The sequence below is a fragment of the Priestia sp. SRI_019 genome, assembly GCF_057586255.1.
In genome coordinates, this window is record NZ_JBYCZN010000003.1 from 216,892 (window position 1) to 240,490 (window position 23,599).

Below are 23,599 nucleotides of genomic sequence, written 5' to 3' on the forward strand. Positions count from 1 at the left end.
TAAATAGAATTTTCATACCAATTTTATTATTCCGAAAAACTTTTAAAGTGTTGATTATTAAAAAAATAAAGGGTAGAATTTGTTCATATCAATTGAATACAGCTAAGATTACGATCTTGTATATTATCAGTAATATGGTCTGATAGTCTCTACCTAGTAACCGTAAAAAACTAGACTACAAGAAAGTTTGGATATAAGCAGCAAAAAGAAGGGCGTATTCTCATGAATACAGTCTTCTTTCAAAGCTCTTACTTTTCATACTTTCTGTTATTGTCAGAATTTATGAAAAGTAAGAGCTTTTTTTGTTTTTTAAATACACACCTGGGAGTGGCTTGCATGTACTTTTTATTAAATTTATTAGGCGTTTTTGTAGTAATGGGTGTCGTCTTCTTATGTTCTCCTAAAAAGAAAGAAATAAAGTGGCGTCCTATTGCTTCACTATTGGTCGTTGAAGTCCTCATTACTTGGTTTATGTTAGGAACTTCAATCGGAACATGGATCATTAATAAAATTGCTTCGTTCTTTACTTGGCTAATTTCCTGTGCTAACGATGGAATTGCTTTTGCGTTCCCATCCGTAATGGGAAATGAAACGGTTGACTTTTTCTTCAGTGCATTACTGCCTATCATCTTTGTCGTGACATTTTTTGATATTTTATCTTACTTTGGTATTTTAACGTGGATTATTGATAAAGTAGGCTGGGTCATTTCAAAAGTTTCTCGTTTGCCTAAATTAGAAAGCTTTTTCGCTATTCAAATGATGTTTTTAGGAAATACGGAAGCATTAGCGGTTATTCGTAATCAGCTTTCTGTGTTAAAAGACAACCGTTTGCTTACGTTTGGAATTATGAGTATGAGCAGTATTAGCGGATCTATTATCGGTGCTTATTTAACGATGGTTCCCGCTACGTATGTGTTTACAGCAATTCCACTGAACTGTTTAAACGCGCTTATTTTAGTGAGCTTATTGAATCCAGTTCATGTTACAAAAGAAGAAGATATGATTTACGTACCGCCAAAGTCGGAGAAAAAAGACTTTTTCTCTACCATTTCAAACAGTATGTTAGTCGGAATGAACATGGTTATTGTTATTTTAGCGATGGTTATTGGATATGTAGCTCTTACATCTGCGCTTAACGGTATTTTAGGCGTTATCGTAGACGGCTTGACTGTACAAAAGATTTTCTCTTATATCTTTAGTCCATTCGCATTCTTACTAGGGCTAACGGGACATGATGCAATGTACGTAGCTCAGCTGATGGGTATCAAGCTAGCAACAAATGAATTCGTGGCAATGATGGATTTGAAGAAAAATCTAGATACACTTCCACCGCATACGATTGCAGTTGCTACAACATTCTTAACATCTTTTGCTAACTTCAGTACGGTGGGTATGATTTATGGGACGTATAATTCTACGTTATCAGAAGGTAAATCAACGATTATTGGAAAAAACGTATGGAAACTGCTTGTGAGCGGTATCGCTGTTTCGTTATTAAGTGCTATGATTGTTGGATTGTTTGTTTGGTAAAAAGTTAAAAAAAGCTGTGCTTTCGTCTTAGAAAGCACAGCTTTTTTTCTTGTTGCATCACCTATTCATTTGCAGAAAAATGGTTATGAATATCCACAGTAAAAGAAAATCACACTATTCAAGAAAAATTCATTTTACTTTTGTAGAAAAATATTTTAAATCTAGTGAGCATTATGTTAAGATTACAAAAGGCTGTTTCATTTAAATTGAGAACACCGCATAAATATGTAAGTAAATATGCATAGAAAACAAAGGTTTATTAATTTTTTTCTAGGTAATATCTCGTAATAAATAGGTTGAAAGGAAATGTCGTTAATATGATAGAAGGACAACAGCAAACAAATGAATTAAAAAAGACGATGAAAAGCAGACATTTGTTTATGATTTCGCTCGGCGGGGTTATTGGTACAGGTTTCTTTTTAGGAACAGGATACACGATTAGCCAAGCAGGAGCGATTGGAGCGATCCTTTCGTTTATCGTAGGTGGCTTCATTATGTACTTAACAATGCTTTGCTTAGGGGAACTTGCAGTAGCAATGCCAGTTTCCGGTTCGTTTCAGACATATACAACAAAATTTATTGGCCCTGGTGTTGGTTTCGCTTTTGGATGGTTATATTGGTTGGGCTGGGCTGTAACGGTTGCATTAGAATTTTTGTCAGCAGGTCAGCTTATGCAAAGATGGTTTCCTGATTCTCCTGTATGGATCTGGTGTGCTATATTTGCCCTTTTATTATTCTCATTAAATGCACTATCAGCTAAAGCGTTTGGTGAAGCGGAGTTTTGGTTTGCCAGCATTAAAGTGTTAGCTATTATTTTATTTATCGTGCTTGGTGGAGCTGCTATGTTTGGTTTTCTTCCATTAAGTAATGGAGACAGCGCACCGCTTTTCTCTAATTATACGGCTCACGGTGTGTTTCCTCACGGAATTAGTGCCGTGTTGATTACCATGATTACAGTTAACTTTTCATTCCAAGGCACAGAGCTTATTGGTGTAGCAGCTGGGGAAAGTGAAAACCCAGACAAGACTGTACCAAGAGCAATTAAACAAACGGTATGGAGAACGCTTGTATTTTTTGTACTAGCTGTAGCTGTCTTAGCGGGTATGATTCCGCTTGAAAAAGCAGGCGTAGTTGAGAGTCCATTTGTTGTTGTATTTGACCAAATTGGTATTCCATATGCAGCAGATATTATGAACTTTGTTATCCTAACGGCACTGTTATCTGTAGCTAACTCAGGTCTTTATGCAGCAACGCGTATGCTGTATTCATTGTCAAAAGATAACATGGCAAGTTCAGCTTTCATGAAAGTAAATAAACGCGGTGTGCCGATGAATGCTCTGCTTTTAACATTAGGCATTGCGCTTTTATCTTTACTTTCAGGATTCTTTGCTCAAGAAACAGTATTTGTATGGCTCATTTCTGCAGCGGGTTTAGGTGCACAAATCGGCTGGATTACGATTGCTGCATCACTGCTTGCATTTAGAAAAAGATATATAAATCAAGGAGGGCAAATCGAGGATTTAAAATTTAAAGTCCCTCTTTACCCGGTATTACCTTTAATCGCATTAGTATTAAATACAATCGTATTGGGAAGCATGGCATTTGATGCAGAACAGCGAATGGCACTGTATGTCGGTATTCCACTAGCGCTGCTGTTTTATGCTTATTATCACGCACGTGTAAAAAAGAAAGTTGATTTATCTATCAGCCGTCAAGAAGTGCAGCTTAAAGACGACAAAAAAGTAATTTTATAAAAAAAGACGCAAAAGCATGGGCTTTTGCGTCTTTTTTTATTGTTTATTTGTAAACTTAAAATAAAATTAAGTTGACAAATAAAAAGGAATTATTGCAAACTTAAAGCAGCGAAAAGAGAAAGGAGGGTGAATATGAAACCGAAAACAATGGCGTATGTTTCCTTATTTGCAGCTTTAACGGCGATTGGTGCATTTATAAAAATTCCTATTCCCTACATACCGTTTACTCTTCAAATTGTTCCTGTTTATTTAGCCGGTGCGCTGTTAGGTCCGCGTTTAGGTTTGTATAGTCAGCTATGCTACATAGGTATTGGGTTAATCGGTGTTCCGGTTTTTGCAGAAGGAGGAGGTTTAGGGTATATTTTCAAACCAACGTTTGGCTATTTAATTGGCTATGCTATGGGTGCATTTATGAACGGCTACCTTATTCAAAAATATGACTTAAAGAAACCTTTTTCTATCTTTTCAGCTAATTTATCTACGTTAGCTATTGTGTACGCAGTCGGCTGCTTCTGGCTTTACGGAGCAATGAAATGGATACTTGAAAAGCCTCTTTCACTGAGCGATACACTTCTTTTTGGAGCTGTTTTGCCAATGCCTGGAGATCTTTTGTTGTGTATTTTATGTTCAGTGCTGATTCACCGAATGCAGCCTCAATTTAGTCGTTTGTCATCAAAGCGGGTTAAAGCGGGGTAACTAAGACATAGAAAAAAAGGAGAGAAAAGAAAATGGGCAAAGCGTATTTTATTACGGGAACTGGAACAGATATTGGAAAAACCCTGGTTACAAGTATTTTGTATAAAGTACTTGGTCGTCTAGGAATAAAAACGACAATTTGCAAACCATTTCAAACCGGCTATCAAGACAAAATTGGAGGTTATCCGGATATTCACTGGTTTGAAACAAGGCTCGGAGTAGCAGATACGGGTATTTATCAGTTAAAGCCGGAGACGTCTCCTCATTTGGCTATTGCACTGAGCAACAAGCAAGTAGAGCCTTCAATCGTCTTAAAACGCATTAATGAATTAAAAAAGAAATTTGATGTAGTGCTCGTAGAAGGAGCGGGAGGTCTTGCCGTACCTTTAATTGAGAAGGAAACAACGTTCTATATGACAAAAGATTTGATCATAGATGCACAGATGCGGGTTATTGCTGTTGGAACAACAGGGTTAGGAGCTATTCACGATGCGCTTTCTACCTTTTCATATGCAAGTGAGCATCACCTTAAAATCAACGGACTCATTTTTAATCGTTTTAATCACAGCAGTATCATTCATAACGATAATGTTCGAACGATTGAAAAGCTGCTTCAAATATCATCTTTAATGACCGTTCCAGTATTCACACATATCGATGAAGAGTTAGAGGCATATATTGAGAAAATGATGAGGCAAAAAAATGTTATTCAACATATTCAGGAGGTGTTTGACTGTGCCGTATCAAAAAGCTGAGCTGGAGAAATGGGATAAAGAATATGTATGGCATCCGTTTACACAAATGAAAGCTTACCGTCAATCCAATCCTCTTATTATTGAAAGAGGGGAAGGAAGCTATTTATATGATGTAGAGGGAAACAAATATTTAGATGGATACGCTTCTCTATGGGTGAACGTGCATGGACATAATGATCCGGAATTAAATACAGCTTTACATATACAAGTGGAAAAATTAGCGCATTCTACGCTGCTTGGATCCGCAAACGTTCCATCTATTTTGTTAGCCAAAAAGCTAGCGGAAATTACCCCTGGCAGCTTATCGAAAGTCTTCTACTCTGATACAGGCTCCGCCGCTGTCGAAATTGCGTTGAAAATTGCCTATCAATATTGGCAAAATCTCGACTCTGTAAAGTACAAAAACAAAAATAAATTTATCTCATTGAATGAGGCATATCATGGAGATACAATTGGGGCAGTCAGTGTGGGAGGCATGGATTTATTTCATCGCATCTTTAAGCCTTTGCTGTTTGAACGAATTCCCGCACCTTCTCCTTATACTTACCGTATGGACGGGGTAGAAACGGAAGAGCAAGCTTCAGCTTACTGTATTCAACAGCTAGAGAAGCTCTTGCAGAACAAAGGAGAAGAAGTAGCCGGTTTGATTATTGAACCGCTTGTTCAAGGAGCCGCGGGTATTATTACACATCCTCCCGGTTTTTTAAAACAAGTAGAGCGTCTGTGCAAAGCGTACGGGGTATTGCTGATTTGTGATGAAGTAGCCGTTGGATTTGGACGAACCGGAACGCTGTTTGCATGTGAACAAGAAGATGTTGTACCGGATATTATGTGTGTAGGAAAAGGGATAACAGGAGGGTATATGCCGCTTGCGGCTACGTTAACAAGCGAAAAGATATTTAATGCTTTTTTAGCTCATCCAGATGAAAATAAAACGTTCTTTCATGGACATACGTATACCGGAAATCAATTAGCCTGTACAGTAGCGCTTAGAAATATTGAACTGATAGAAGAAAGGGAGTTAATCCGTAGTGTAAAAGAAAAGGAAAAAGTTTTTAAACGTTATCTATTAAAGCTTTATGAACTGCCTAACGTGGGAGACATTAGACAAAGAGGATTAATGGCAGGAATCGAAGTTGTGAAAGACCGCCAAACAAAGTCTATTTTTGAAGATAAAAAAGTGATGGGAGACATCATTTTAGCGGCTCGCCAAAAAGGTTTAATTATTAGAGAGCTAGGTCCTGTGATTACGATGATGCCTATTCTTTCAATGACAGACGAAGAATTAAAAACAATGGTTGAAATTGTATATGAATCAATTAAAGAAGTAATCGCACGTCATACAGTGAGTTAAATAAAAAGAGGATAGGACAAAAGTTTTTTATTTAGTTGAAAAAAGATCCGAACGATGAATCGTTCGGATCTTTTTATGGTTATGGGAACGTGAATTTCTTCTTTTTTTATCAATAAATATTTTTAATGCTTGATAGGCGAAGTGATCGTACATGCTGATTTTCATCTTTTAATAGAAGCGTTTGTTCGAGTAAGTTTAAGTTTTGAATATAACCTTTTACCGTTTGAACAAAACCGTTGTTTTGATAGTTAATAGTTAATAATTTATTTGTTTTTAATGCTTTTAAAATCATACCTATTTTCTCCCTTCTTATATCGTAGCTGCCGAAAAACTACAAAATAATGAAGAAGCATTGGAGGCTTGTATTATTTATAAAAATTACTCTGTTTTTTATAAATGCTCTCCTGCTACTAATAATAGAGGGTGATGGTGAAAAACAGATGAAAGATAAAGGATAAGGTTTGATTTATTGTAATGAACTGACTTTTCCTTTACAAATACCTATTTCAAATTTCTTTTTAGTGATAAAATACTGTTAGTGAAATAACTACTTCTCTTCATTAAAGGGTAAGAAGGGGTTATATTGATAGAGTTTTAGTTCTCTATTTCTAGTAATGAAATAAGAGATAGAGAAATAGACTAATAAAAATCAATCAAGGAGTTTTTTTATGGATCAGAGTTTTATTTTAAATCTTTTAGAAATTTTACTGATTAACATTGTACTGAGTGGCGATAACGCAGTCGTGATTGCTTTAGCTTGTCGGAATCTTCCGGACCAGCATCGAAACAAAGCGGTTGTTTTCGGTACATTAGGAGCGGTTGTATTACGTGTAGGGCTAACGTTTGTCGCGGTATATTTATTAACAATCCCATTTTTAAATTTCATCGGAGGCCTGCTTCTTCTATGGATTGCAATTAGTCTTTTAAAAGGTGAAGATGACGGAGATATTAAAGCGAATTCAACTCTAGCAGGTGCTATCAAAACAATTATTATAGCGGATCTTGTTATGAGTTTAGATAACGTAGTAGCGGTTGCGGGTGCGGCTAACGGCAATATTCTACTCATTATCCTTGGTCTTGTTATCAGCATTCCGTTAATCATTTGGGGAAGTCAGCTTTTAATGAAAATTATGGAAAAATTTCCGATTATCATCATTGCCGGAGCAGCGCTTCTTGGCTATACTGCTGGTGAAATGATCTTTAAAGACAAAGCGGTGGGACATGTATTAGAAGGATTAAATCCGTATTTGCATACGATTGTTCCTATTTTGTTAGCTATTTTAGTTGTTGTTGTCGGGAAACTTAGCGGACGTTCTAAAAAAGAAACGCATTAATCCTAAAAAGAGGTTGGGACAAAGGTATTTAAGATGAAGTGAAAAACGAACCACTAATCAATTTTGATTAGTGGTTCGTTTTTTTTGTTGTGGTGAACGTAGGCTTCATTTATTTAGATCCTTCTAGCAGTTGATTGGAGGACAAGGCGAAGACTCCTGCGGGAAAAGCGGAACAGATGAGACCCCGCAGGAGCGCACGCGACGAGGAGGCTCATCGGCCGCCCGCGGAAAGCGAAGTCTTGTACGGAAATCAACTGCGGTGCCATAAGCGGTTCAGCTCATGTATCCCATTTATTCGTCTTTAGATTGGATTCGTTTCGCTATGTCTCAACTTCTTTTTTTATTATTTAGCTAATGGAGGTGCGGAATTAACGTCTTGTATCCTCTCTACAGGAGAATGAAATTCATTTTCCATTTTCGATACAACTACAGTTGCTACACCATTTCCAATTAAGTTCGTAATAGCACGAGCTTCTGACATAAAGCGGTCTACCCCGATTAACAGCGCGATTCCTTCAACTGGAATCATCGGGAATGCAGCAAGCGTAGCTGCTAGTGTAATAAATCCAGAGCCAGTAACTCCAGCAGCTCCTTTAGACGTTAGCATTAAAATACCAAGCAGCGTAATCTCTTGCATTAACGACAGGTCGACTCCATACGCTTGAGCGATAAAGATAGCAGCCATGGATAAGTAGATGGCTGTTCCATCTAGGTTAAATGAGTAACCAGTTGGAATGACAAGTCCTACTACAGATTTTGAACATCCGTACTTCTCCATTTTGTCCATCATTTTTGGCAGTGCAGATTCGGAAGAAGACGTACCTAATACAAGTAGAATTTCTTCTTTAATAAAAGCAATGAATTTAAAAATATTAAATCCGTAAATCTTAGCAATGGTTCCAAGTACAAATACAATAAATAAGAACATAGTAATGTAAACAGATCCCATTAAGAAACCGAGTTTTTGAAGAGAGCCTATTCCAAAGTTACCGATCGTATAAGCCATCGCTCCAAACGCCGCAATAGGTGAAAGTTTCATAATCATATTAACAATGCCAAAGAAAATATCTGTACAGCGTTCAAAGAATGTAATGACAGGAGCCGCTTTTTCGCCGAGTGTAGCTGTAGCCATTCCAAATAGTACGGCAAAGAATAAGATTGGCAATAATTCACCATTTGCCATTGCGCCAAATACGCTGTCTGGAATAATTCCCATGATAAACTCCATAAAGCCATGCTCCGCTTCAGCTGCTTGCTGCGTATATTGAGTAACATCAGCTCCGTTTGCGCCATTGATATTAAAGCCAGCCCCAGGTTTAATAAAGTTTACAACGATAATTCCAATTGCTAAGGCAAAAGTAGTGACAATCTCAAAGTATAAAAGAGCTTTACCTCCAATTCGTCCCACTTTCTTTAAGTCTCCCATGCTTCCGATACCGATGACCACTGTTAAGAAAATAATTGGGGCAATCACCATTTTAATTAATTTAATGAAGATATCAGCCAATACTTTTAATTTAGCTCCAAATTCAGGAAACATGAAGCCAATTGCAATACCAAGAAGGATACCGATAACAACTTGAACAGTTAGATTTTTAAAACTTAATTTCATACGTAATGCTCCTTTCGAGAGTGTTTTTTTGTTAACGCTTACATTATTCTTATCCTTATATTAACTGATAATTTTAACTATTTATATTTCTGGTGATAATGTTCTTTTTGGTCATTTTGGTCAAAAAAAGTGATGAACATCTAGTCATCACTTTTTGCTTTCGATATTTTTTATTTGCTGAATGATATCAAGCGTTTGTTTTGTTGCATTGTTTTCAAACGATTGATAAAGAGAGTTAAACTGTTTTTTCCATTCGGCTTTTTGTAAATCATTTAAGTAATAAACGCGCATGCCAGATTTATTTTTTATTTGCTGCAGCTGTTCATCGTTCATCATTTTTGATTGAGTCCAAATCCAGTTAGTTGTTTCTACCATTGCATCACTTAATAGTTGTTTTACATCTTCAGGGAGGCTGTCCCAATACTTTTCATCCATTAAAACAGCATAGCCCAAGTATCCATGGTTGCTGATGGTCATATATTTTTGCAGCTCGTACAAACGTTTTGAATAAATATTAGAAATGGTATTTTCCTGTCCATCAAATTCCTGTCGTTCAAGGGATTGATATACTTTATTAAACGAGACAGCCTGAGGCTTAGCGCCAAGAAGTTCGAATTGTTTTTTGATTACTTCACTTGGCATAATGCGAAACGTTTGACCTTGAAAATCTGCTGGATGGAGCAAAGGTTTCGTATTGCTAGTCATTTGTTTAAAGCCGTTGCTCCATAACGCAAGCCCTTTAATGTTTTTCTCTTGCAGCGTACTCAACAAATCCTGTCCGATTTTACCGGTAAACACTTGTTTTGCCTCGCTGTAATCATCGAAAATGAAGGGAAGATCAAAAAGTTGCCACGTAGGGGAGAGGTCGCTTAGCTTTGAAATGGAAGGTGCAATCATTTGTACATCATTTCGGCGAAGGGCGGCAAGTTCTTCGTCGTCTGAATACAATACACCGTTTGAATATACTTCAATTTTAACTTTACCATCCGATTTTTGATTAACGATTTCAGCAAATTTTTGAGCGGCTAAGCCTTTTGGAGTGTTTTCGGCTACAACGTGGCTAAAATTAATCACAATTTGCTTATTTAATCCTTTTTGCTCATCGTCATGATACACGTTATCCTGATTTATAACCGTATACTGCAAAAAAACATAGATCATCAAGAAAACGCTGACAATGATACTTGCCCCTATAAACATCTTCAAAATGTCCAACCCCGCGATTCGATAATTTTTCTCTACAAATATTTTAACACGCAATTTCTCAACGTGGTAAAATTAAAATAAACTTCAATCAGCAGTAGGTGTTCCGCTATGACGCGCTTATCCATGCAAACGAAAATGACGGGGTTAATCTTTTTTATCGTGGTCTTTTCGTTGTTTTTAGCAAGTATCGTGGTGATTAATAATTTTGTACAGTCAAAAGAAAATGATTTAGAGCAAAGGGCTTTAATCACTTCGAGAACAGTTGCTGAAATGCCTGAAATTCGAGAAAAAATTGAAAAAGATAGCAAGAACATTAATCAAATTGTAGAGCCGATTCGCATTATTCACGGTGCTTATTATGTAGTGGTTATGAATATGAATCATGAACGTTTGTCTCACCCTTTGCAAAGCATGATTGGAAAAATCTCTAAAGGAGATGATGAGGGACAGGCGTTTGCAGAACATACCTATACCGATAAAGCAAAAGGAGAAGGCGGAATGGTCATTCGCTCTTTTGTGCCCGTTGTGAACGATCAGCATGAACAAGTAGGAGTAGTTGTCTCAGGCTATCTTCTTCCGAAATTTACAGAGGTCATTTTAAGTTTAAAAAAAGAAATCTTTCTTATTTCAGGTCTTGCTCTTTTTTTTGGAGGGTGGGGAGCGTGGGCGCTTGCATCTCGTATCAAAAAAGAGATGTTTGAGCTTGAACCTCATGAAATTGCTCGTTTGTTCGTAGAACGAACGGAGACCTTTAATGCCATGCATGAAGGAGTCATTGCCATTGATAAAGAGGAGAACATCACTATTTTTAATCATAAAGCGAAAATTATGATGGATGTACCCGATGAGGTAATTGGAAAAAAGATCTATGATGTGATTCCAGATACAAGACTTCCAGAAATTCTGCAGCTTAATCAGCCTGTTTATAATCGAGAGCTTCAAGTTCGAAATTTGAATATTTTAAGCAATCGTGTGCCGATTAAGGTTAATAATCACACAGTCGGTGCGGTCGCTATTTTTCAAGACCGAACGGAAGTTAAAAAATTAGCTGAAGAGTTAACAGGAGTTAAATCATTTGTAAGCGCTCTTAGAGTTCAAAACCATGAATACATGAATAAACTTCATACGATTGCAGGGCTTATCCAACTTGGAAATAAAGACAAGGCTCTTCAGTATGTTTTTCAAGTGTCTGAACAGCAAGAAGAGCTCACCCAATTTCTTCATAAGCATATCAAAGATGAAAGTATATCGGGATTGCTGTTGAGCAAAGTCAGTCGTGCCAAAGAACTTGGAATTGAGTTAGCTATCGATCGCCACAGTGAGCTTCACTCATTTCCTCCTTACCTAGATCATCATGATTTTGTGATTATTATCGGTAACTTAATTGAGAACGCTTTTGATTCATATCAACATTTGGAGCATCGTGAACGGAAGATCTATATAAGTATGGAACAAAATGACGGGATTCTTTCTATATTAATTGAAGATAACGGGTGTGGCATGAATGAGGATCAAGTAGAGAGAATCTTTGATGAAGGTTTTTCAACCAAAGCAAAAGAAAATAGAGGAATTGGTTTGCATTTAGTAAAACAAATTGTTGAAAAAGGAAACGGTCAGATCGAAGTAGAGTCAGAATTAGATGTTGGAACGACTTTTATCATTACATTCTTTTTATAGGGGGAGTGGGAAATGAATAAAAAAGAATGGACGGTGCTTCTCATAGAAGACGATCCTATGGTACAGGAAGTGAACCGCCAATTTATTGAACAAGTTGAAGGGTTCATCGTTATCGCTGCAGCTTCGAATGGTTTAGAGGGTATGCAGCTCATTAAACAGCATCAGCCTGATTTAACGATTATTGATATGTATATGCCTAATCAAGATGGCTTAACTACCTTACAGCAAATTCGAGCAAATGGCTATAAAACAGACGTGATAGCAGTTACGGCTGCAAGTGATATTGAAACCGTACGGAAAGTTCTTCAATACGGAGCGGTGGATTATATTATGAAACCGTTCAAGTTTGAACGAATGAAGCAAGCGCTTGAGCAGTATCGTTCGTTTCAAGTTAAAATAAGTCAAAAAGAACATATTACTCAGTCTGAATTAGATTCTATGCTGTTTCAGCAATTCGAAGAAAAAGCCGATTTGCTTCCAAAAGGGCTAAATGCGGTTACGCTAAGGAGGATACAACAATATCTTTCCGAACAAAATCATCCAATTTCTGCTGAAGAAGTAGCGGACGGCGTAGGAATTGCGCGTGTGACGGCAAGAAGGTATTTAGAGTTTTTAGAACAGGAAAACGAGCTGAAATTATCAGTTGAATACGGCAGAGTGGGGAGACCTATTAATCGCTATATGTTAAAAATAAATTAAATGATACAGAACAGCTTTTATTTGGAAAAGCTGTTTTTTGCGTTAGAAAGTATATCTTTTTCTCTCCTAGAACAAATTAAGGTATACAGTTTTCGCTATCTAAAGAATATTTCGTGCGGTCATTAATTCATAAAATGTCCCTGAAAAAGGATTAATGGCGGAAAAATTGGGGAATATGCACTTTGACATTTAATTTTAGCACAGGAAGGTTTTGAAACATGGACATATTTTTAGCCGTCTTACCAGCCATATTTTGGGGAAGCATTGTTCTTTTCAATGTGAAACTAGGCGGAGGGCCTTATAGTCAAACGCTTGGAACCACATTGGGAGCTTTGATTTTCTCTATCGGTATTTATATTTTTGTACACCCTACGCTTACACCTTTAATCTTTGGGGTTGGAGTTGTATCGGGGCTATTTTGGGCAGTTGGACAAAGTAATCAGCTGAAAAGTATTGATTTAATTGGAGTTTCTAAAACGATGCCTATTTCAACTGGGCTTCAGTTAGTTTCCACTTCATTATTTGGAGTAATTGTGTTTCACGAGTGGTCTACAAAAACTTCAATTATTCTTGGTGTGCTCGCTCTTATCTTTATTATTGTAGGGATTGTTTTAGCATCACTTCAAAGCAAAGAAGAGAAAGAGGCTGAAGGAGGAAAAGGAAACTTCAAAAAAGGAATTGTTATTTTATTAATTTCAACCGTTGGTTATTTAGTTTATGTTGTAGTAGCCCGTCTATTTAATGTAGACGGATGGTCGGCTTTATTACCTCAAGCAATTGGTATGGTTATTGGAGGAGTATTGCTGACGTTTAAGCATAAGCCATTTAATAAATATGCAATTCGCAATATTATCCCAGGTCTTATTTGGGCCGCTGGTAATATGTTTTTATTTATTTCGCAGCCTAAAGTAGGCGTAGCGACAAGCTTTTCGCTTTCTCAAATGGGAATCGTCATTTCAACATTAGGCGGGATCATCATTTTAGGTGAGAAGAAAACGAAGCGTCAGTTAGTTGGGATTATTATTGGAATTATACTGATCATCATAGCAGGAGTCATGTTAGGGCTCGCCAAAAGCTAACTAGGAGGGTATTAACAATGTATAAAGATTTGGAAGGAAAAGTAGTTGTCATAACAGGTTCATCTACAGGTTTAGGAAAAGCAATGGCGATTCGTTTTGCGACAGAAAAAGCCAAGGTAGTTGTGAACTATCGTTCGAAAGAAGAGGAAGCTAACAGCGTTTTAGAAGAAATTAAAAAAGTTGGCGGAGAGGCAATTGCTGTCAAAGGTGATGTAACAGTTGAGTCTGACGTTATCAATTTAGTTCAATCTGCTATTAAAGAGTTTGGAAAGCTAGACGTTATGATTAACAACGCAGGGTTAGAAAATCCGGTTTCATCTCATGAAATGTCTTTAAGCGATTGGAATAAAGTCATTGATACGAACTTAACGGGAGCTTTTTTAGGCAGCCGTGAAGCGATTAAATATTTTGTAGAAAATGATATTAAGGGAACAGTTATTAACATGTCGAGTGTTCACGAGAAAATTCCTTGGCCGTTATTTGTTCATTACGCAGCAAGCAAAGGCGGAATGAAGCTCATGACCGAAACACTTGCATTAGAATACGCTCCAAAAGGTATTCGTGTAAATAACATTGGGCCGGGAGCGATTAATACACCGATTAACGCTGAGAAATTTGCTGATCCTGAGCAGCGTGCAGATGTAGAAAGCATGATTCCAATGGGATACATCGGAGAGCCCGAAGAAATTGCAGCGGTTGCTGCATGGTTAGCTTCTTCAGAGGCAAGTTATGTAACAGGGATTACGCTCTTTGCTGACGGCGGTATGACACAGTACCCATCATTCCAAGCAGGACGCGGATAAGAAAAAACGCACTCTATCATAGAGTGCGTTTTTTAGTTTTCCTGAGCTTTTTTTTGGTTCTTAGGAGCTGACTGGTGTTGAATTAGTAAAAAAAGCAAAATCAAAACGATGCAGCCAGTGATGCTGTACATCCCAAGAATAAGCGGCTGCTGTGTATCTGTTCCAGAAGTAATGCCGTGATACAGTGCAAGCAAGTAGCCTGGGAAAGCAAGAAAATGAATGGCTTTCCATGTTTTTCTCCCCAGCTGTTTTATAAAATCGGATGTGAGGATCAGTACGAATAAAATGTAGAGTGAAATAGTACCAAGACCTGTGCTAATTGGTTTGTAATCGGAAGTGAACGGAATTAAAATGTCAGAAAGTGAAAAATGAATAGATTGATCAAATGATAAAACAAGTCCGTGAATCATACCAAATAATAACCCGAACCACCCTGATGATTGATGAACCAGCAAAAGCTGTTTTTTTCGTTTTGGTTTAAAAAATGAAAAGCTGTGAGAAATGCCAGCGGCAACCGATACAAACATTAATAAATAAGAAGTTAAGCCGGCTGCCCGAATGGTATTCCAAACGGGAAAGTGGGCACTAAATTGCGCGAGGAGAGTAGCCATAATGGTATACCTGACCTTTCACATTTTTTTCGATTAACACCTTGCCTTCTTTTGTAACCGCAATGACCTCTAAAGAAGGGTGATGTATTTTAGCTAACCTTAATCCGGCGTCCCATCCGAGAATAAGTATGCATTTTGCATAGACTTCAGAAACGGTCAAGTCTTCTGAAACGACCGTTGCTTGCAGAAGCTCTGATGAACTAGGCTTGCTGATTCTGCCGTCAATAATATGATGGTGAGTGTGTCCGTTTACTTTCCACAATCGCTTGCCCACACTGCTTGTGGCAATGCCACTGTTGCTCTTTACTTTAATACTCCTAAGATTTTTTGATAAATCAAATGGATGAGAGAGCGCAATAGACCAGTGCTTACTAGCAGGCCCCCATGTTACAATATCACCGCCTCCATCGATTGCCCCAAGTGAAGTTCCTTTTTTCTTTAATTGATTCGCCATTTGCTGAATGCTCCAACCTTTTGCGATTCCGCCTAAATCCAGACCGACATTAGAAGCAACCTGAATACTTCTCATTCCTTTGTGAATCATAATAGGGTTAATAGTATCAAAAGCTGCTACTTCTTGAGGAAGCTGATTGCTAGGCAGTTGTTCAAAACTTTGGTCATATCCTAGAGTTTGAATAGAATGATACAGAAATGGGTTGAAAATTCCGTTTGTCTCATTGTAATAGTAAGAGGCTGTTTTTACAGCTTCATACAACATTTTTGACGGTAAAAATAATCTTCCGTTCAGCGAATTAAGCTGTGAAAGTTCGCTTGTTGGAAGAAAGCGGCTTAGGGTTTCTTCTACAAGATAACACCAGCTTTCCACTTTTTGGCTGACATGTGTTTCAAGCTGGTATACATTAAATTCGGTATTCATTGCTTTAAATGAGTAGCTCATTACATCACATCCTTAAGAAGGTCTTGATTGCATAGAAGAATCATCGCTATTGCCCCAATTATCCTGACTATTTCCGGAATCATCATTAGACCACTGATCTTGCTGGCTACTTGAGTCATCGTCTGACCATTGATCACTTTGTTCACTAGAACTGTCATTTGACCATTGATCTTGTCCGTTAGTTCCATTGTCCGTATTGGAGTCAGATCCTGAATCTGGAAATAGGTCCGTCTCATCTTCCGTTTGAGTTTGAGATGAATTATCGGCTGATGTATCGTTATTTAGTGCTGTAGTTGTTGAATTTGTTTGATCATATTTTTGAGAAAGTCCTATAAAAGTGGTAAATGCAGCAACGCTCGATAAACCAACCATCCATTTTGTCCATTTATTAGCTGCCATTGATATGCTCCTTTTATCTTTCATATTTTGCAACTGAACACTGAAGAAAAACTGCAGTGGAAGGTAACATACATCGTTCAATTGTTATAGTTCAATATAGACAGAGAAAATGAAAAAATAGTGAAATAGATGTAGGTCGGATTATTTTTGTGGGGGAATTAAGTGAATTATTAGATTAAAAAAGGGTTGTTCTAAAAAGAACAACCCTTTTTTAATCACCGATAAATCTTACTAATTGATACGTAATAAACCGTTAACTGTACAAGAGAAAGAAGCAAAAGAACGGCAATGGGATAGAAGCTAAAAGAATTAGGTAACAGCGGATAAAAAGCTATTAATATAGCACCTATAGGAATAGAAAATAGGAGGAAAACAAAGGCTTTTTTACAAGCTTCTGCTGTTATCATCTTTTCACGTTCATCTTCTTCTGCAAATTCAAAAGGAAATAATAAAGGCGAAACGTTCTTTGTCTTTTTACGCGCGCGGTAGTAAAAAAATGAGACGATTAAAAGAACAATTAAAGAAGCAAAAGAGCCTATAGACATAGTAATTTCCCAAGGGGGTTCAGGGTGGGTCATAACTTCACTAAATTGAATATTTAGGCTTAAAAAATCGTATAAAAACCAACCTACGCATAACAGAGACACTACATTCAATAAATAAGATTTAATAACATTACTCAATATCTTTCTCCTCCTTTTGAAGTCTAAAAACATCTTCCATTTTTAATTGAAAGACATCACAAATTGTTAAACCAAGTAGTAGGGAAGGAACGTAATTTCCCTTTTCAATAGCTGCAATGGTTTGGCGAGTGGCTCCAACTTTTTCAGCTAAATCTCCTTGCGTATATCCATGTTTAGCTCTAAGCTCTTTTACGTGATTAATAAGAGTCAATATGATCACCCGCTGCCTTTTTAATAAATTTGTTAAGTTGATTTAACATTATGTAAAGTTAATTTAACATCAATTGGATGATTTTTCAATAATCAATGGATAAAAAATACAAAAAAGATCCTAGAAGAATTCTTCAGGATCTTTTTTGTTAATAAATTTCTTTAATGCCAGACAAACGAATGGAAAAAATATTTTGTTTTTCATCTCGTAGGGAGAGGGTTTGGTCGGTTAGGTTTAAATTTTGGATTTTTCCTTTGAAGGTTTGAAGCAGGCCATTTTCGTAATAATTCACGGTTACATGTTTGTTTTTCTTTAACGCTTTTAAAATCATTTATTCATCTCCTTTCATGTGTGCATCTGTTATGAAAAGAAAGCTGTGGCTTAAACATAAGAATTTGGAGAATGCTCAAGGCAGAATTATTATTATACAGCAAGATGAGAATAGTTTGTAGATAAATTGTGAAAAAATGCACAAGTTTGCAGTAAGGGTGTTGCAACAGAATACAGTATATGAGGGGATAAGAGGTTTTATGATAAAAAAGGTGATTTTAGTTTATTTATTTATGGGTATTAGGTAAACTAGTATATGAATTTAAAGAATCTATCTATAGTTGTGAAGGCTAGGATTTCATTTAATTTTCATTTTCTATGAGTATAATGATAAAGGTTTTCTATATGTTCTTTGTGAATCTACTCATAAACTAATCGAGAAAGGAAAATCAAAATGAAGCTAATCGTTTCTAAGCCGCTGCACTATTTCATATTAGCCGCTGTTTTAATGTGGATAAAGTCGTACGTGGCTTATAAAACTGAATTTAACTTAGGCGTAAGCGGCGTAATGCAGCAAATGCTGCTGTTCATAAACCCTGTGAGTTCAGTGCTGATTTTTTTAGGAATCGGCTTATTTTTTAAAGGAAAGAAAGCAGGAGCTTGGATTCTTGCAGGCAGTTTCATTATGACGCTGCTGTTATACAGCAACATTCTCTATTATCGTTTTTTTAACGATTTTGTAACGCTTCCTACACTATTGCAAACAAGTAATGCAGGAAGTATGGGCGGAAGCATTATGGATTTATTAAAAGCGCATGATGTTTTTTATTTTGTTGATTTTATTATTTATTTTTTCTTCTTTTTTAGTAAAAAAATTGACTGGCATAATGAAAAAGTATCGGTTAAGAATGCTGTAACCATTCTTTCTTTAGGATTCATGGTCTTTTCTGTCAACTTAACATTAGCAGAAATTGATCGCCCGCAGCTTCTATCTCGAACTTTTGACCGCAATTATTTAGTAAAGTATTTAGGGGCATATAATTATACGATGTATGACGGTGTTCAAACTGCTCAAAACTCTAAACAGCGAGCTTTTGCAAGCAGCAATGATTTAACAAACGTCGTTAATTTTAAAAACAGTCACTATGCGGAGCCTAATTCCGTTTATTTTGGAAAAGCTAAAGGGAAAAATATTATTAAAATTCATTTGGAATCATTTCAGTCTTTTTTAATTGATTACAAATTAAATGGCCAGGAAGTGACACCTTTCTTAAATTCATTGGCCCATGGAAATGACTTTACGTATTTTGATAACTTCTTTCATCAAACAGGACAAGGAAAAACATCAGATGCTGAGCTGATGATGGACAACTCTCTATACGGCCTTCCTCAAGGTTCTGCCTTTGTACTGAAAGGAAGCAATACGTATCAGGCAGCACCAGCTATTTTAGATCAAAAAGCTGGCTATACGAGCGCTGTGCTTCACGGAGACTATAAGACGTTTTGGAACCGTAACGAAATTTACAAGCAGTTCGGTGTGGATAAGTTCTTTGATGCAAGTTATTACAATATGACGGGTGAAAATAAAATTAATTATGGCTTAAAAGACAAACCGTTCTTTAAAGAATCTGTTCCAATGCTGCAGTCTTTACCACAGCCGTTCTATGCGCATTTAATTACGTTAACAAATCATTTTCCATTTTTACTTGGAAACAATGAGGCAAGCATCCAGCCGGCTAACACGGGCGATGCAACAGTTGACCGCTATTTCCAAACGGCTCGTTATTTAGACGAATCATTGCAATCTTTCTTCCAAGAACTGAAAGCTTCTGGGCTTTATGATAATTCTGTGATTATGATTTATGGAGATCACTACGGTATTTCTGAAAATCATAATGCGGCAATGGAAAAAGTAATGGGAAAAGAAATTACGCCTTATGAAAATGCTCAGCTGCAGCGTGTACCTCTATTCATTCACGTTCCTGGAGTAAAAGGCGGAGTTAATCATACGTACGGTGGAGAAATTGACGTTGTGCCAACTCTTCTTCATTTAGTAGGGATTGACAGCAAAGAATTTATCCAATTTGGTACAGATTTATTTTCTGAAAATCATGATGATGTAGTGGCATTCCGTAATGGCAACTACGTATCTCCGAAGTATACATTAGTGGATGGAACGTATTATGATTCTAAGACGGGCCAAGCGCTTAAAGAAAATAATCAAATGAAAGCTTATAAACAGAAGGTAGCGAAAGAACTGGAGTTATCTGATCAAGTGCTTTATGGAGACTTACTTCGTTTCCACAAGCTGAAGGATTTCCAAACAGTCGACCCTTCTAAATATATGTACGGGAAAGAAGAAACAGAAACATCAGCTAAATAAAGCTAAAATCAAAAGAACATGATGACTTCTGCAAAGCAGAATGAGCATCATGTTCTTTTTTACTGTAAACTATTCATTAATAAATTTCTTTAATTCCCGATAAGCGAATAGAGAAAGTATTTTGCTGTTCATCTTTTAATGAAAGCGTTTGGTCTGTTAAATCTAGGCGCTGTACTTTTCCTTTAAACGTTTGAAGCAAACCGTTTTTATAATAGTTAATTGTAACGGCCCCGTTTTTTCTTAATGCTTTTAAAATCATTTTCAAAACTCCTTCCATATTTAAAATGTGTATGATTAACGAGCTGTAACATTCATTTTCATTTGCATATTTTTATTATACACAAAAATAGAAAGCGTTTTCACTTAAAGTTTGAACACTTTGTGAAAACTTTAACAGAGAATGTGACAAATACATACAGAAACTGATTTATTTGTCGTATTCATCATAAAACACATTTATGAAAGGAGTGTTAAGAACGTGTTAAAACTTTATGGATGGAAGAATATTATAAAATATCGTTTGAAATGTCGTAGTGAATCCATTCATCGTTCGTTACATTTCCGCCCATTTTTCTGTACAGCGTTTGGGCTCTTGTATTATCATAAGCCGTTTCCCAAGACATAGCTGCATACTGATGTTCTTTCGTATACTGGTGACTAATCGAAAATAACTTTTCCCCAATTTTTTGTCCTCTTGCTTTTTCTATAACGTACAAGTCATTTAAAATCGCTACAGGCTTCACACGCGTGGTGCTAAATGTAAAATAAAGCGTTGAAAAACCTACTGCCTCGTCATTTTGAGTCGCGATAAACTGAACGCCAGCATCCGGATGGTGAAACAAGTGATTAATCAAATTTCTCAGCTGCTTTTTGGTAGGCTGAGGGCGCTTGTAAAAATCAACAATGTATTCGTTCATTAATGAAATAAGTGCTTCCATGTCATCAGCATTAGCTTGACGAATTGTAATAGTAGTCATTAAATCTTCTCCTTTTTAATCAGATGACCTACACTTATAGTAAAAGAAATGTATCTCCTCTAAAAGAGCCAGATTTGAAAAATAAAATAGGGACAGATGAAAGGAGCTAGCGTGAAGTTCACACCTTTATTAAACCGCAAGGATGATATACCTTTGTATCACCAGCTATATGAATATATAAAAAAAGAAATTGTATCCAGCAGGGTAGAAGTGAATGACAAACTGCCTTCTATCCGGTCTCTTGCTGATTACTTAAACGTAAGTCGAAATACTGTAGATATGGCCTATCAGCAGCTTTTAGCTGAAGGGTATGTAGAAAGCAGGCCCAAAAGTGGACTGTACGTAACGAATACACGGTTTGATTTACTGCAAACAGATAAAAAGCCGACTGTATTTTCACACCCTCACTCAGAAACAAAGTCGTGTACCTATGATTTTCGGTATGGAAAAGTTGATAGCCGTTTGTTTCCCTTGAATGAGTGGAAAAAACGATACAATGAAAGTCTTCAAACTTATAGAGAAGCGCTGTTCACGTACCAAGAAAGTCAAGGAGAAGAATCACTGCGTGAAGAAATTGCGACGTACCTTTATCAGTCAAGAGGAGTGGTTTGTTCAAAACATCAAATTATTATTGGAGCAGGTACGCAGCAATCACTCAGTTTATTAGCGCAGATGTTAAAGAAAAGCATCAGAGATATTGCCTTTGAAAATCCTTGCTATGACGGGGCTAGCTTTGTATTTAAACAGCATGGACTCTCATTAAAGTCCGTGTCGCTTAACAGCAAAGGCATAAACATTCAAGAGCTTTATGATAGCCAAGCACGAGCTGTTTATGTCACACCGTCTCATCAGTTTCCATACGGAATGATCATGCCTGTTTCAAGAAGAATAGAGCTTCTTGAATGGGCGAATGACTGCAATGGGTTTATTATCGAGGACGATTATGACGGAGAGTTTCGTTATAAAGGGAGTCCCATTCCTTCATTGCAAAGCTTGGATTCGAATGGTCGCGTCATTTATACAGGTACATTTTCAAAATCTTTTATGCCTTCTTTAAGGATCAGTTACCTTGTGTTACCTGAAGTTCTTCTAAAAACATATCATGAACGTTTCTCTTTATACGCGCAAGCTGTTCCAACTCTCCATCAACAGACGCTCGGGCTGATAATGAAAAATGGAGAGTGGAATAAGCATTTAAGAAGAGTGAGAACTGCTTATCAACTGAAACACAGTACTCTTTTAGCAGCTTTACAGAAAGAGTTTAACGAAAACATTACGATATCAGGTGAATTGGCAGGTTTGCATATACTTGTACGCGTGCACAACGATATGAACGAACAGCAATTAATTAACGCAGCTCGAAAGCAAGATGTCTCGGTCTACGGTACCTCTCGTTATTGGCTTACGGAAGTACCTAAACAAAAGCCTCATATTTTGTTAGGCTTCGGAAGTTTGAGGAGAGAAGAAATAGAAGAAGGAATAAGGCGGTTAAAAAAAGCTTGGTTATAAATCCATGCTTGTTTTTTCGGTTTCTTGACAAAAGTTGCCTAGTCCTTTAGACTTTTTTGCATATATTTTAAATTATCTGAAAGGAGGATAGGGTAATCGAAGCTAACTGCTAGTGGACAACCCTAGATTAAACAATGAATCCTATCCAACAAATTTTACATACATTCCCTGTGATTGTACTAGATGGTGCAATGGCAACTGAACTTGAAAGATATGGCTGTGATTTAAACGACAGCTTATGGTCTGCAAAAGTGCTGATGGAGCAGCCGGAACTGATTAAGAGAGTGCATCAAGACTACTTTGCAGCGGGAGCTGACTGTGCAATTACAGCAAGTTATCAAAGCACATTTGAAGGTTTTGCTGAACGTGGTTTGAGTGAAGCAGAGGCTCGCGAGTTAATTCAAGCATCTGTAAAAATTGCGGCTGAAGCAAGAGATGAATTTTGGCAGCAAGAAGAGAATCGTCTTAATCGTCCCAAACCAATTGTCGCCGCTTCGGTAGGGCCTTACGGAGCATTTTTAGCAAACGGATCGGAATATACTGGACAGTATGACGTAACAGAAGAAGAGTTAATGGAATTTCATCGTCCTCGTATGAAAGCATTAGTTGAAGCAGGAGCGGACGTATTAGCTTGTGAAACTATTCCTAATGTAATGGAAGCAAGAGCCATTGCGAGGCTGCTACAAGAGTTTGAAGGAGCGTACGCATGGATTACGTTCAGCGCAAAAGATGACCTGCACATTAGCAGCGGAACATTAATCTCGGAGTGTGCACGCTATCTGGATTCTTATGAGCAAGTAGCGGCTCTTGGAGTTAACTGTACGCCGCCTCAATATATTTCTTCACTTATTAAAGAAATTAAATCTCAAACGGATAAGCCAGTCATTGTGTATCCAAATTCAGGGGAGCATTATGATGCTGAATCTAAAACATGGAACGGGACATCTGCTGGCGAAACGTATGGCTGCAGCGCTCACAGCTGGTATGAAGCAGGTGCTCAGTTAATCGGAGGGTGCTGTCGTACAACTCCAGATGATATCAAAGGCATTACAAAATGGGCTAGAAAATAACGGATTGAAAGAAAGAGAATGTGAGAAAAGTTGTTTCGCTAACGTTAAACACGAACGATCTATCAAAAATAGATCGTTTGTGTTTTTTT

At 37.1% G+C, this 23,599-nt stretch carries 25 protein-coding genes and 1 riboswitch; of the genes, 14 read left to right on the forward strand and 11 right to left on the reverse strand.

Features of this window, described 5'->3' with window-relative positions:
• Nucleotides 1-96 precede the first annotated feature (96 nt).
• Nucleotides 97-198: riboswitch (purine riboswitch) on the forward strand.
• A 138-nt stretch (nt 199-336) separates the two neighbouring features.
• The 5 genes from AC2YJL_RS19415 (at nt 337) to bioA (ending at nt 6,089) form a co-directional block, all read left to right on the forward strand.
• Nucleotides 337-1,530, forward strand: a complete 1,194-nt coding sequence (locus AC2YJL_RS19415; RefSeq protein ID WP_013055534.1) for a NupC/NupG family nucleoside CNT transporter — start codon at nt 337-339, stop codon at nt 1,528-1,530.
• A gap of 317 nt (nt 1,531-1,847) precedes the next feature.
• On the forward strand, nt 1,848-3,284 hold the full coding sequence (locus tag AC2YJL_RS19420; RefSeq protein WP_013055535.1) for an amino acid permease: 1,437 nt from the start codon (nt 1,848-1,850) through the stop codon (nt 3,282-3,284).
• A 132-nt stretch (nt 3,285-3,416) separates the two neighbouring features.
• A complete protein-coding gene (locus tag AC2YJL_RS19425; RefSeq protein ID WP_230931826.1) occupies nt 3,417-3,980 on the forward strand; it encodes a biotin transporter BioY in 564 nt (187 codons plus the stop codon).
• 32 nt (nt 3,981-4,012) lie between these two features.
• A complete protein-coding gene (gene bioD, locus AC2YJL_RS19430; RefSeq protein ID WP_369361551.1) occupies nt 4,013-4,735 on the forward strand; it encodes a dethiobiotin synthase in 723 nt (240 codons plus the stop codon).
• On the forward strand, nt 4,716-6,089 hold the full coding sequence (bioA, locus tag AC2YJL_RS19435; protein WP_272801719.1) for an adenosylmethionine--8-amino-7-oxononanoate transaminase: 1,374 nt from the start codon (nt 4,716-4,718) through the stop codon (nt 6,087-6,089). Before bioD ends, bioA begins: the two co-directional genes overlap by 20 nt.
• A gap of 109 nt (nt 6,090-6,198) precedes the next feature.
• On the opposite strand, the gene AC2YJL_RS19440 is transcribed toward bioA, so the two are convergent.
• Complete coding sequence (locus AC2YJL_RS19440) at nt 6,199-6,381, reverse strand: YolD-like family protein (RefSeq protein ID WP_013081858.1); 183 nt, start codon at nt 6,379-6,381, stop codon at nt 6,199-6,201.
• A 376-nt stretch (nt 6,382-6,757) separates the two neighbouring features.
• On the opposite strand from AC2YJL_RS19440, the gene AC2YJL_RS19445 reads away from it, so the two are divergent.
• Entirely contained in the window at nt 6,758-7,423 is a 666-nt protein-coding gene (locus tag AC2YJL_RS19445) for a TerC family protein (protein WP_050689286.1), read from the forward strand.
• Nucleotides 7,424-7,553: 130 nt separating this feature from the next.
• Nucleotides 7,554-7,691 carry a hypothetical protein gene (locus AC2YJL_RS19450; protein WP_195695289.1) on the forward strand — a complete coding sequence of 46 codons (138 nt, stop codon included), beginning with the start codon at nt 7,554-7,556 and terminating at the stop codon, nt 7,689-7,691.
• A 75-nt stretch (nt 7,692-7,766) separates the two neighbouring features.
• Here the strand turns inward: AC2YJL_RS19450 and AC2YJL_RS19455 are convergent, their stop codons facing one another.
• The gene (locus AC2YJL_RS19455) at nt 7,767-9,035 is read right to left on the reverse strand and encodes a dicarboxylate/amino acid:cation symporter (RefSeq protein WP_369361550.1); all 1,269 of its coding nucleotides are present in this window, start codon (nt 9,033-9,035) and stop codon (nt 7,767-7,769) included.
• A 147-nt stretch (nt 9,036-9,182) separates the two neighbouring features.
• A complete protein-coding gene (locus AC2YJL_RS19460; RefSeq protein WP_042451772.1) occupies nt 9,183-10,241 on the reverse strand; it encodes a DctP family TRAP transporter solute-binding subunit in 1,059 nt (352 codons plus the stop codon).
• A 108-nt stretch (nt 10,242-10,349) separates the two neighbouring features.
• Between AC2YJL_RS19460 and AC2YJL_RS19465 the strand changes: the two genes are divergently transcribed.
• The 4 genes from AC2YJL_RS19465 (at nt 10,350) to gdh (ending at nt 14,499) form a co-directional block, all read left to right on the forward strand.
• Nucleotides 10,350-11,918, forward strand: a complete 1,569-nt coding sequence (locus tag AC2YJL_RS19465) for an ATP-binding protein (RefSeq protein WP_369361549.1) — start codon at nt 10,350-10,352, stop codon at nt 11,916-11,918.
• A 12-nt stretch (nt 11,919-11,930) separates the two neighbouring features.
• Nucleotides 11,931-12,617, forward strand: coding sequence for a response regulator (locus AC2YJL_RS19470; protein ID WP_195695287.1), 687 nt, complete (start codon nt 11,931-11,933; stop codon nt 12,615-12,617).
• Between the two features lie 218 nt (nt 12,618-12,835).
• The gene (locus AC2YJL_RS19475) at nt 12,836-13,696 is read left to right on the forward strand and encodes a RhaT/GlcU family sugar-proton symporter (protein WP_369361548.1); all 861 of its coding nucleotides are present in this window, start codon (nt 12,836-12,838) and stop codon (nt 13,694-13,696) included.
• Between the two features lie 17 nt (nt 13,697-13,713).
• On the forward strand, nt 13,714-14,499 hold the full coding sequence (gdh, locus tag AC2YJL_RS19480; protein ID WP_195695286.1) for a glucose 1-dehydrogenase: 786 nt from the start codon (nt 13,714-13,716) through the stop codon (nt 14,497-14,499).
• Nucleotides 14,500-14,531: 32 nt separating this feature from the next.
• On the opposite strand, the gene AC2YJL_RS19485 is transcribed toward gdh, so the two are convergent.
• The 6 genes from AC2YJL_RS19485 to AC2YJL_RS19510 all read right to left on the reverse strand — a co-directional run bounded on the left by AC2YJL_RS19485 (nt 14,532) and on the right by AC2YJL_RS19510 (nt 17,632).
• On the reverse strand, nt 14,532-15,110 hold the full coding sequence (locus AC2YJL_RS19485) for a ferric reductase-like transmembrane domain-containing protein (protein WP_195695285.1): 579 nt from the start codon (nt 15,108-15,110) through the stop codon (nt 14,532-14,534).
• Complete coding sequence (locus tag AC2YJL_RS19490) at nt 15,085-16,008, reverse strand: FAD:protein FMN transferase (RefSeq protein ID WP_251567194.1); 924 nt, start codon at nt 16,006-16,008, stop codon at nt 15,085-15,087. Before AC2YJL_RS19490 ends, AC2YJL_RS19485 begins: the two co-directional genes overlap by 26 nt.
• Before the next feature lie 12 nt (nt 16,009-16,020).
• Nucleotides 16,021-16,407 (reverse strand): hypothetical protein, encoded by a 387-nt coding sequence (locus tag AC2YJL_RS19495; protein ID WP_195697118.1) that lies wholly within the window; start codon nt 16,405-16,407, stop codon nt 16,021-16,023.
• A gap of 215 nt (nt 16,408-16,622) precedes the next feature.
• Nucleotides 16,623-17,090 (reverse strand): DUF2178 domain-containing protein, encoded by a 468-nt coding sequence (locus AC2YJL_RS19500; protein WP_230931832.1) that lies wholly within the window; start codon nt 17,088-17,090, stop codon nt 16,623-16,625.
• Nucleotides 17,083-17,301: a helix-turn-helix transcriptional regulator gene (locus AC2YJL_RS19505; protein ID WP_050689280.1), complete on the reverse strand. Its 219-nt coding sequence runs from the start codon at nt 17,299-17,301 to the stop codon at nt 17,083-17,085. The genes AC2YJL_RS19500 and AC2YJL_RS19505 overlap by 8 nt, the downstream gene beginning before the upstream one ends.
• Before the next feature lie 148 nt (nt 17,302-17,449).
• A complete protein-coding gene (locus AC2YJL_RS19510; protein WP_013081871.1) occupies nt 17,450-17,632 on the reverse strand; it encodes a YolD-like family protein in 183 nt (60 codons plus the stop codon).
• Nucleotides 17,633-18,025: 393 nt separating this feature from the next.
• Here AC2YJL_RS19510 and ltaS point away from each other — a divergent pair, with 393 nt between their 5' ends.
• Nucleotides 18,026-19,954: a lipoteichoic acid synthase gene (ltaS, locus tag AC2YJL_RS19515; RefSeq protein ID WP_251567200.1), complete on the forward strand. Its 1,929-nt coding sequence runs from the start codon at nt 18,026-18,028 to the stop codon at nt 19,952-19,954.
• A gap of 76 nt (nt 19,955-20,030) precedes the next feature.
• Here ltaS and AC2YJL_RS19520 read toward each other — a convergent pair whose 3' ends face one another.
• Both AC2YJL_RS19520 and AC2YJL_RS19525 read right to left on the reverse strand, forming a co-directional pair.
• Nucleotides 20,031-20,231, reverse strand: coding sequence for a YolD-like family protein (locus tag AC2YJL_RS19520; RefSeq protein WP_074893948.1), 201 nt, complete (start codon nt 20,229-20,231; stop codon nt 20,031-20,033).
• A gap of 229 nt (nt 20,232-20,460) precedes the next feature.
• Nucleotides 20,461-20,931 (reverse strand): GNAT family N-acetyltransferase, encoded by a 471-nt coding sequence (locus tag AC2YJL_RS19525; protein ID WP_230931834.1) that lies wholly within the window; start codon nt 20,929-20,931, stop codon nt 20,461-20,463.
• A 111-nt stretch (nt 20,932-21,042) separates the two neighbouring features.
• Here AC2YJL_RS19525 and pdxR point away from each other — a divergent pair, with 111 nt between their 5' ends.
• Nucleotides 21,043-22,440, forward strand: coding sequence for a MocR-like pyridoxine biosynthesis transcription factor PdxR (gene pdxR / locus AC2YJL_RS19530; protein ID WP_308201936.1), 1,398 nt, complete (start codon nt 21,043-21,045; stop codon nt 22,438-22,440).
• A 134-nt stretch (nt 22,441-22,574) separates the two neighbouring features.
• Nucleotides 22,575-23,510, forward strand: a complete 936-nt coding sequence (gene mmuM / locus AC2YJL_RS19535) for a homocysteine S-methyltransferase (RefSeq protein ID WP_230931836.1) — start codon at nt 22,575-22,577, stop codon at nt 23,508-23,510.
• The last annotated feature ends 89 nt before the right edge of the window (nt 23,511-23,599 follow it).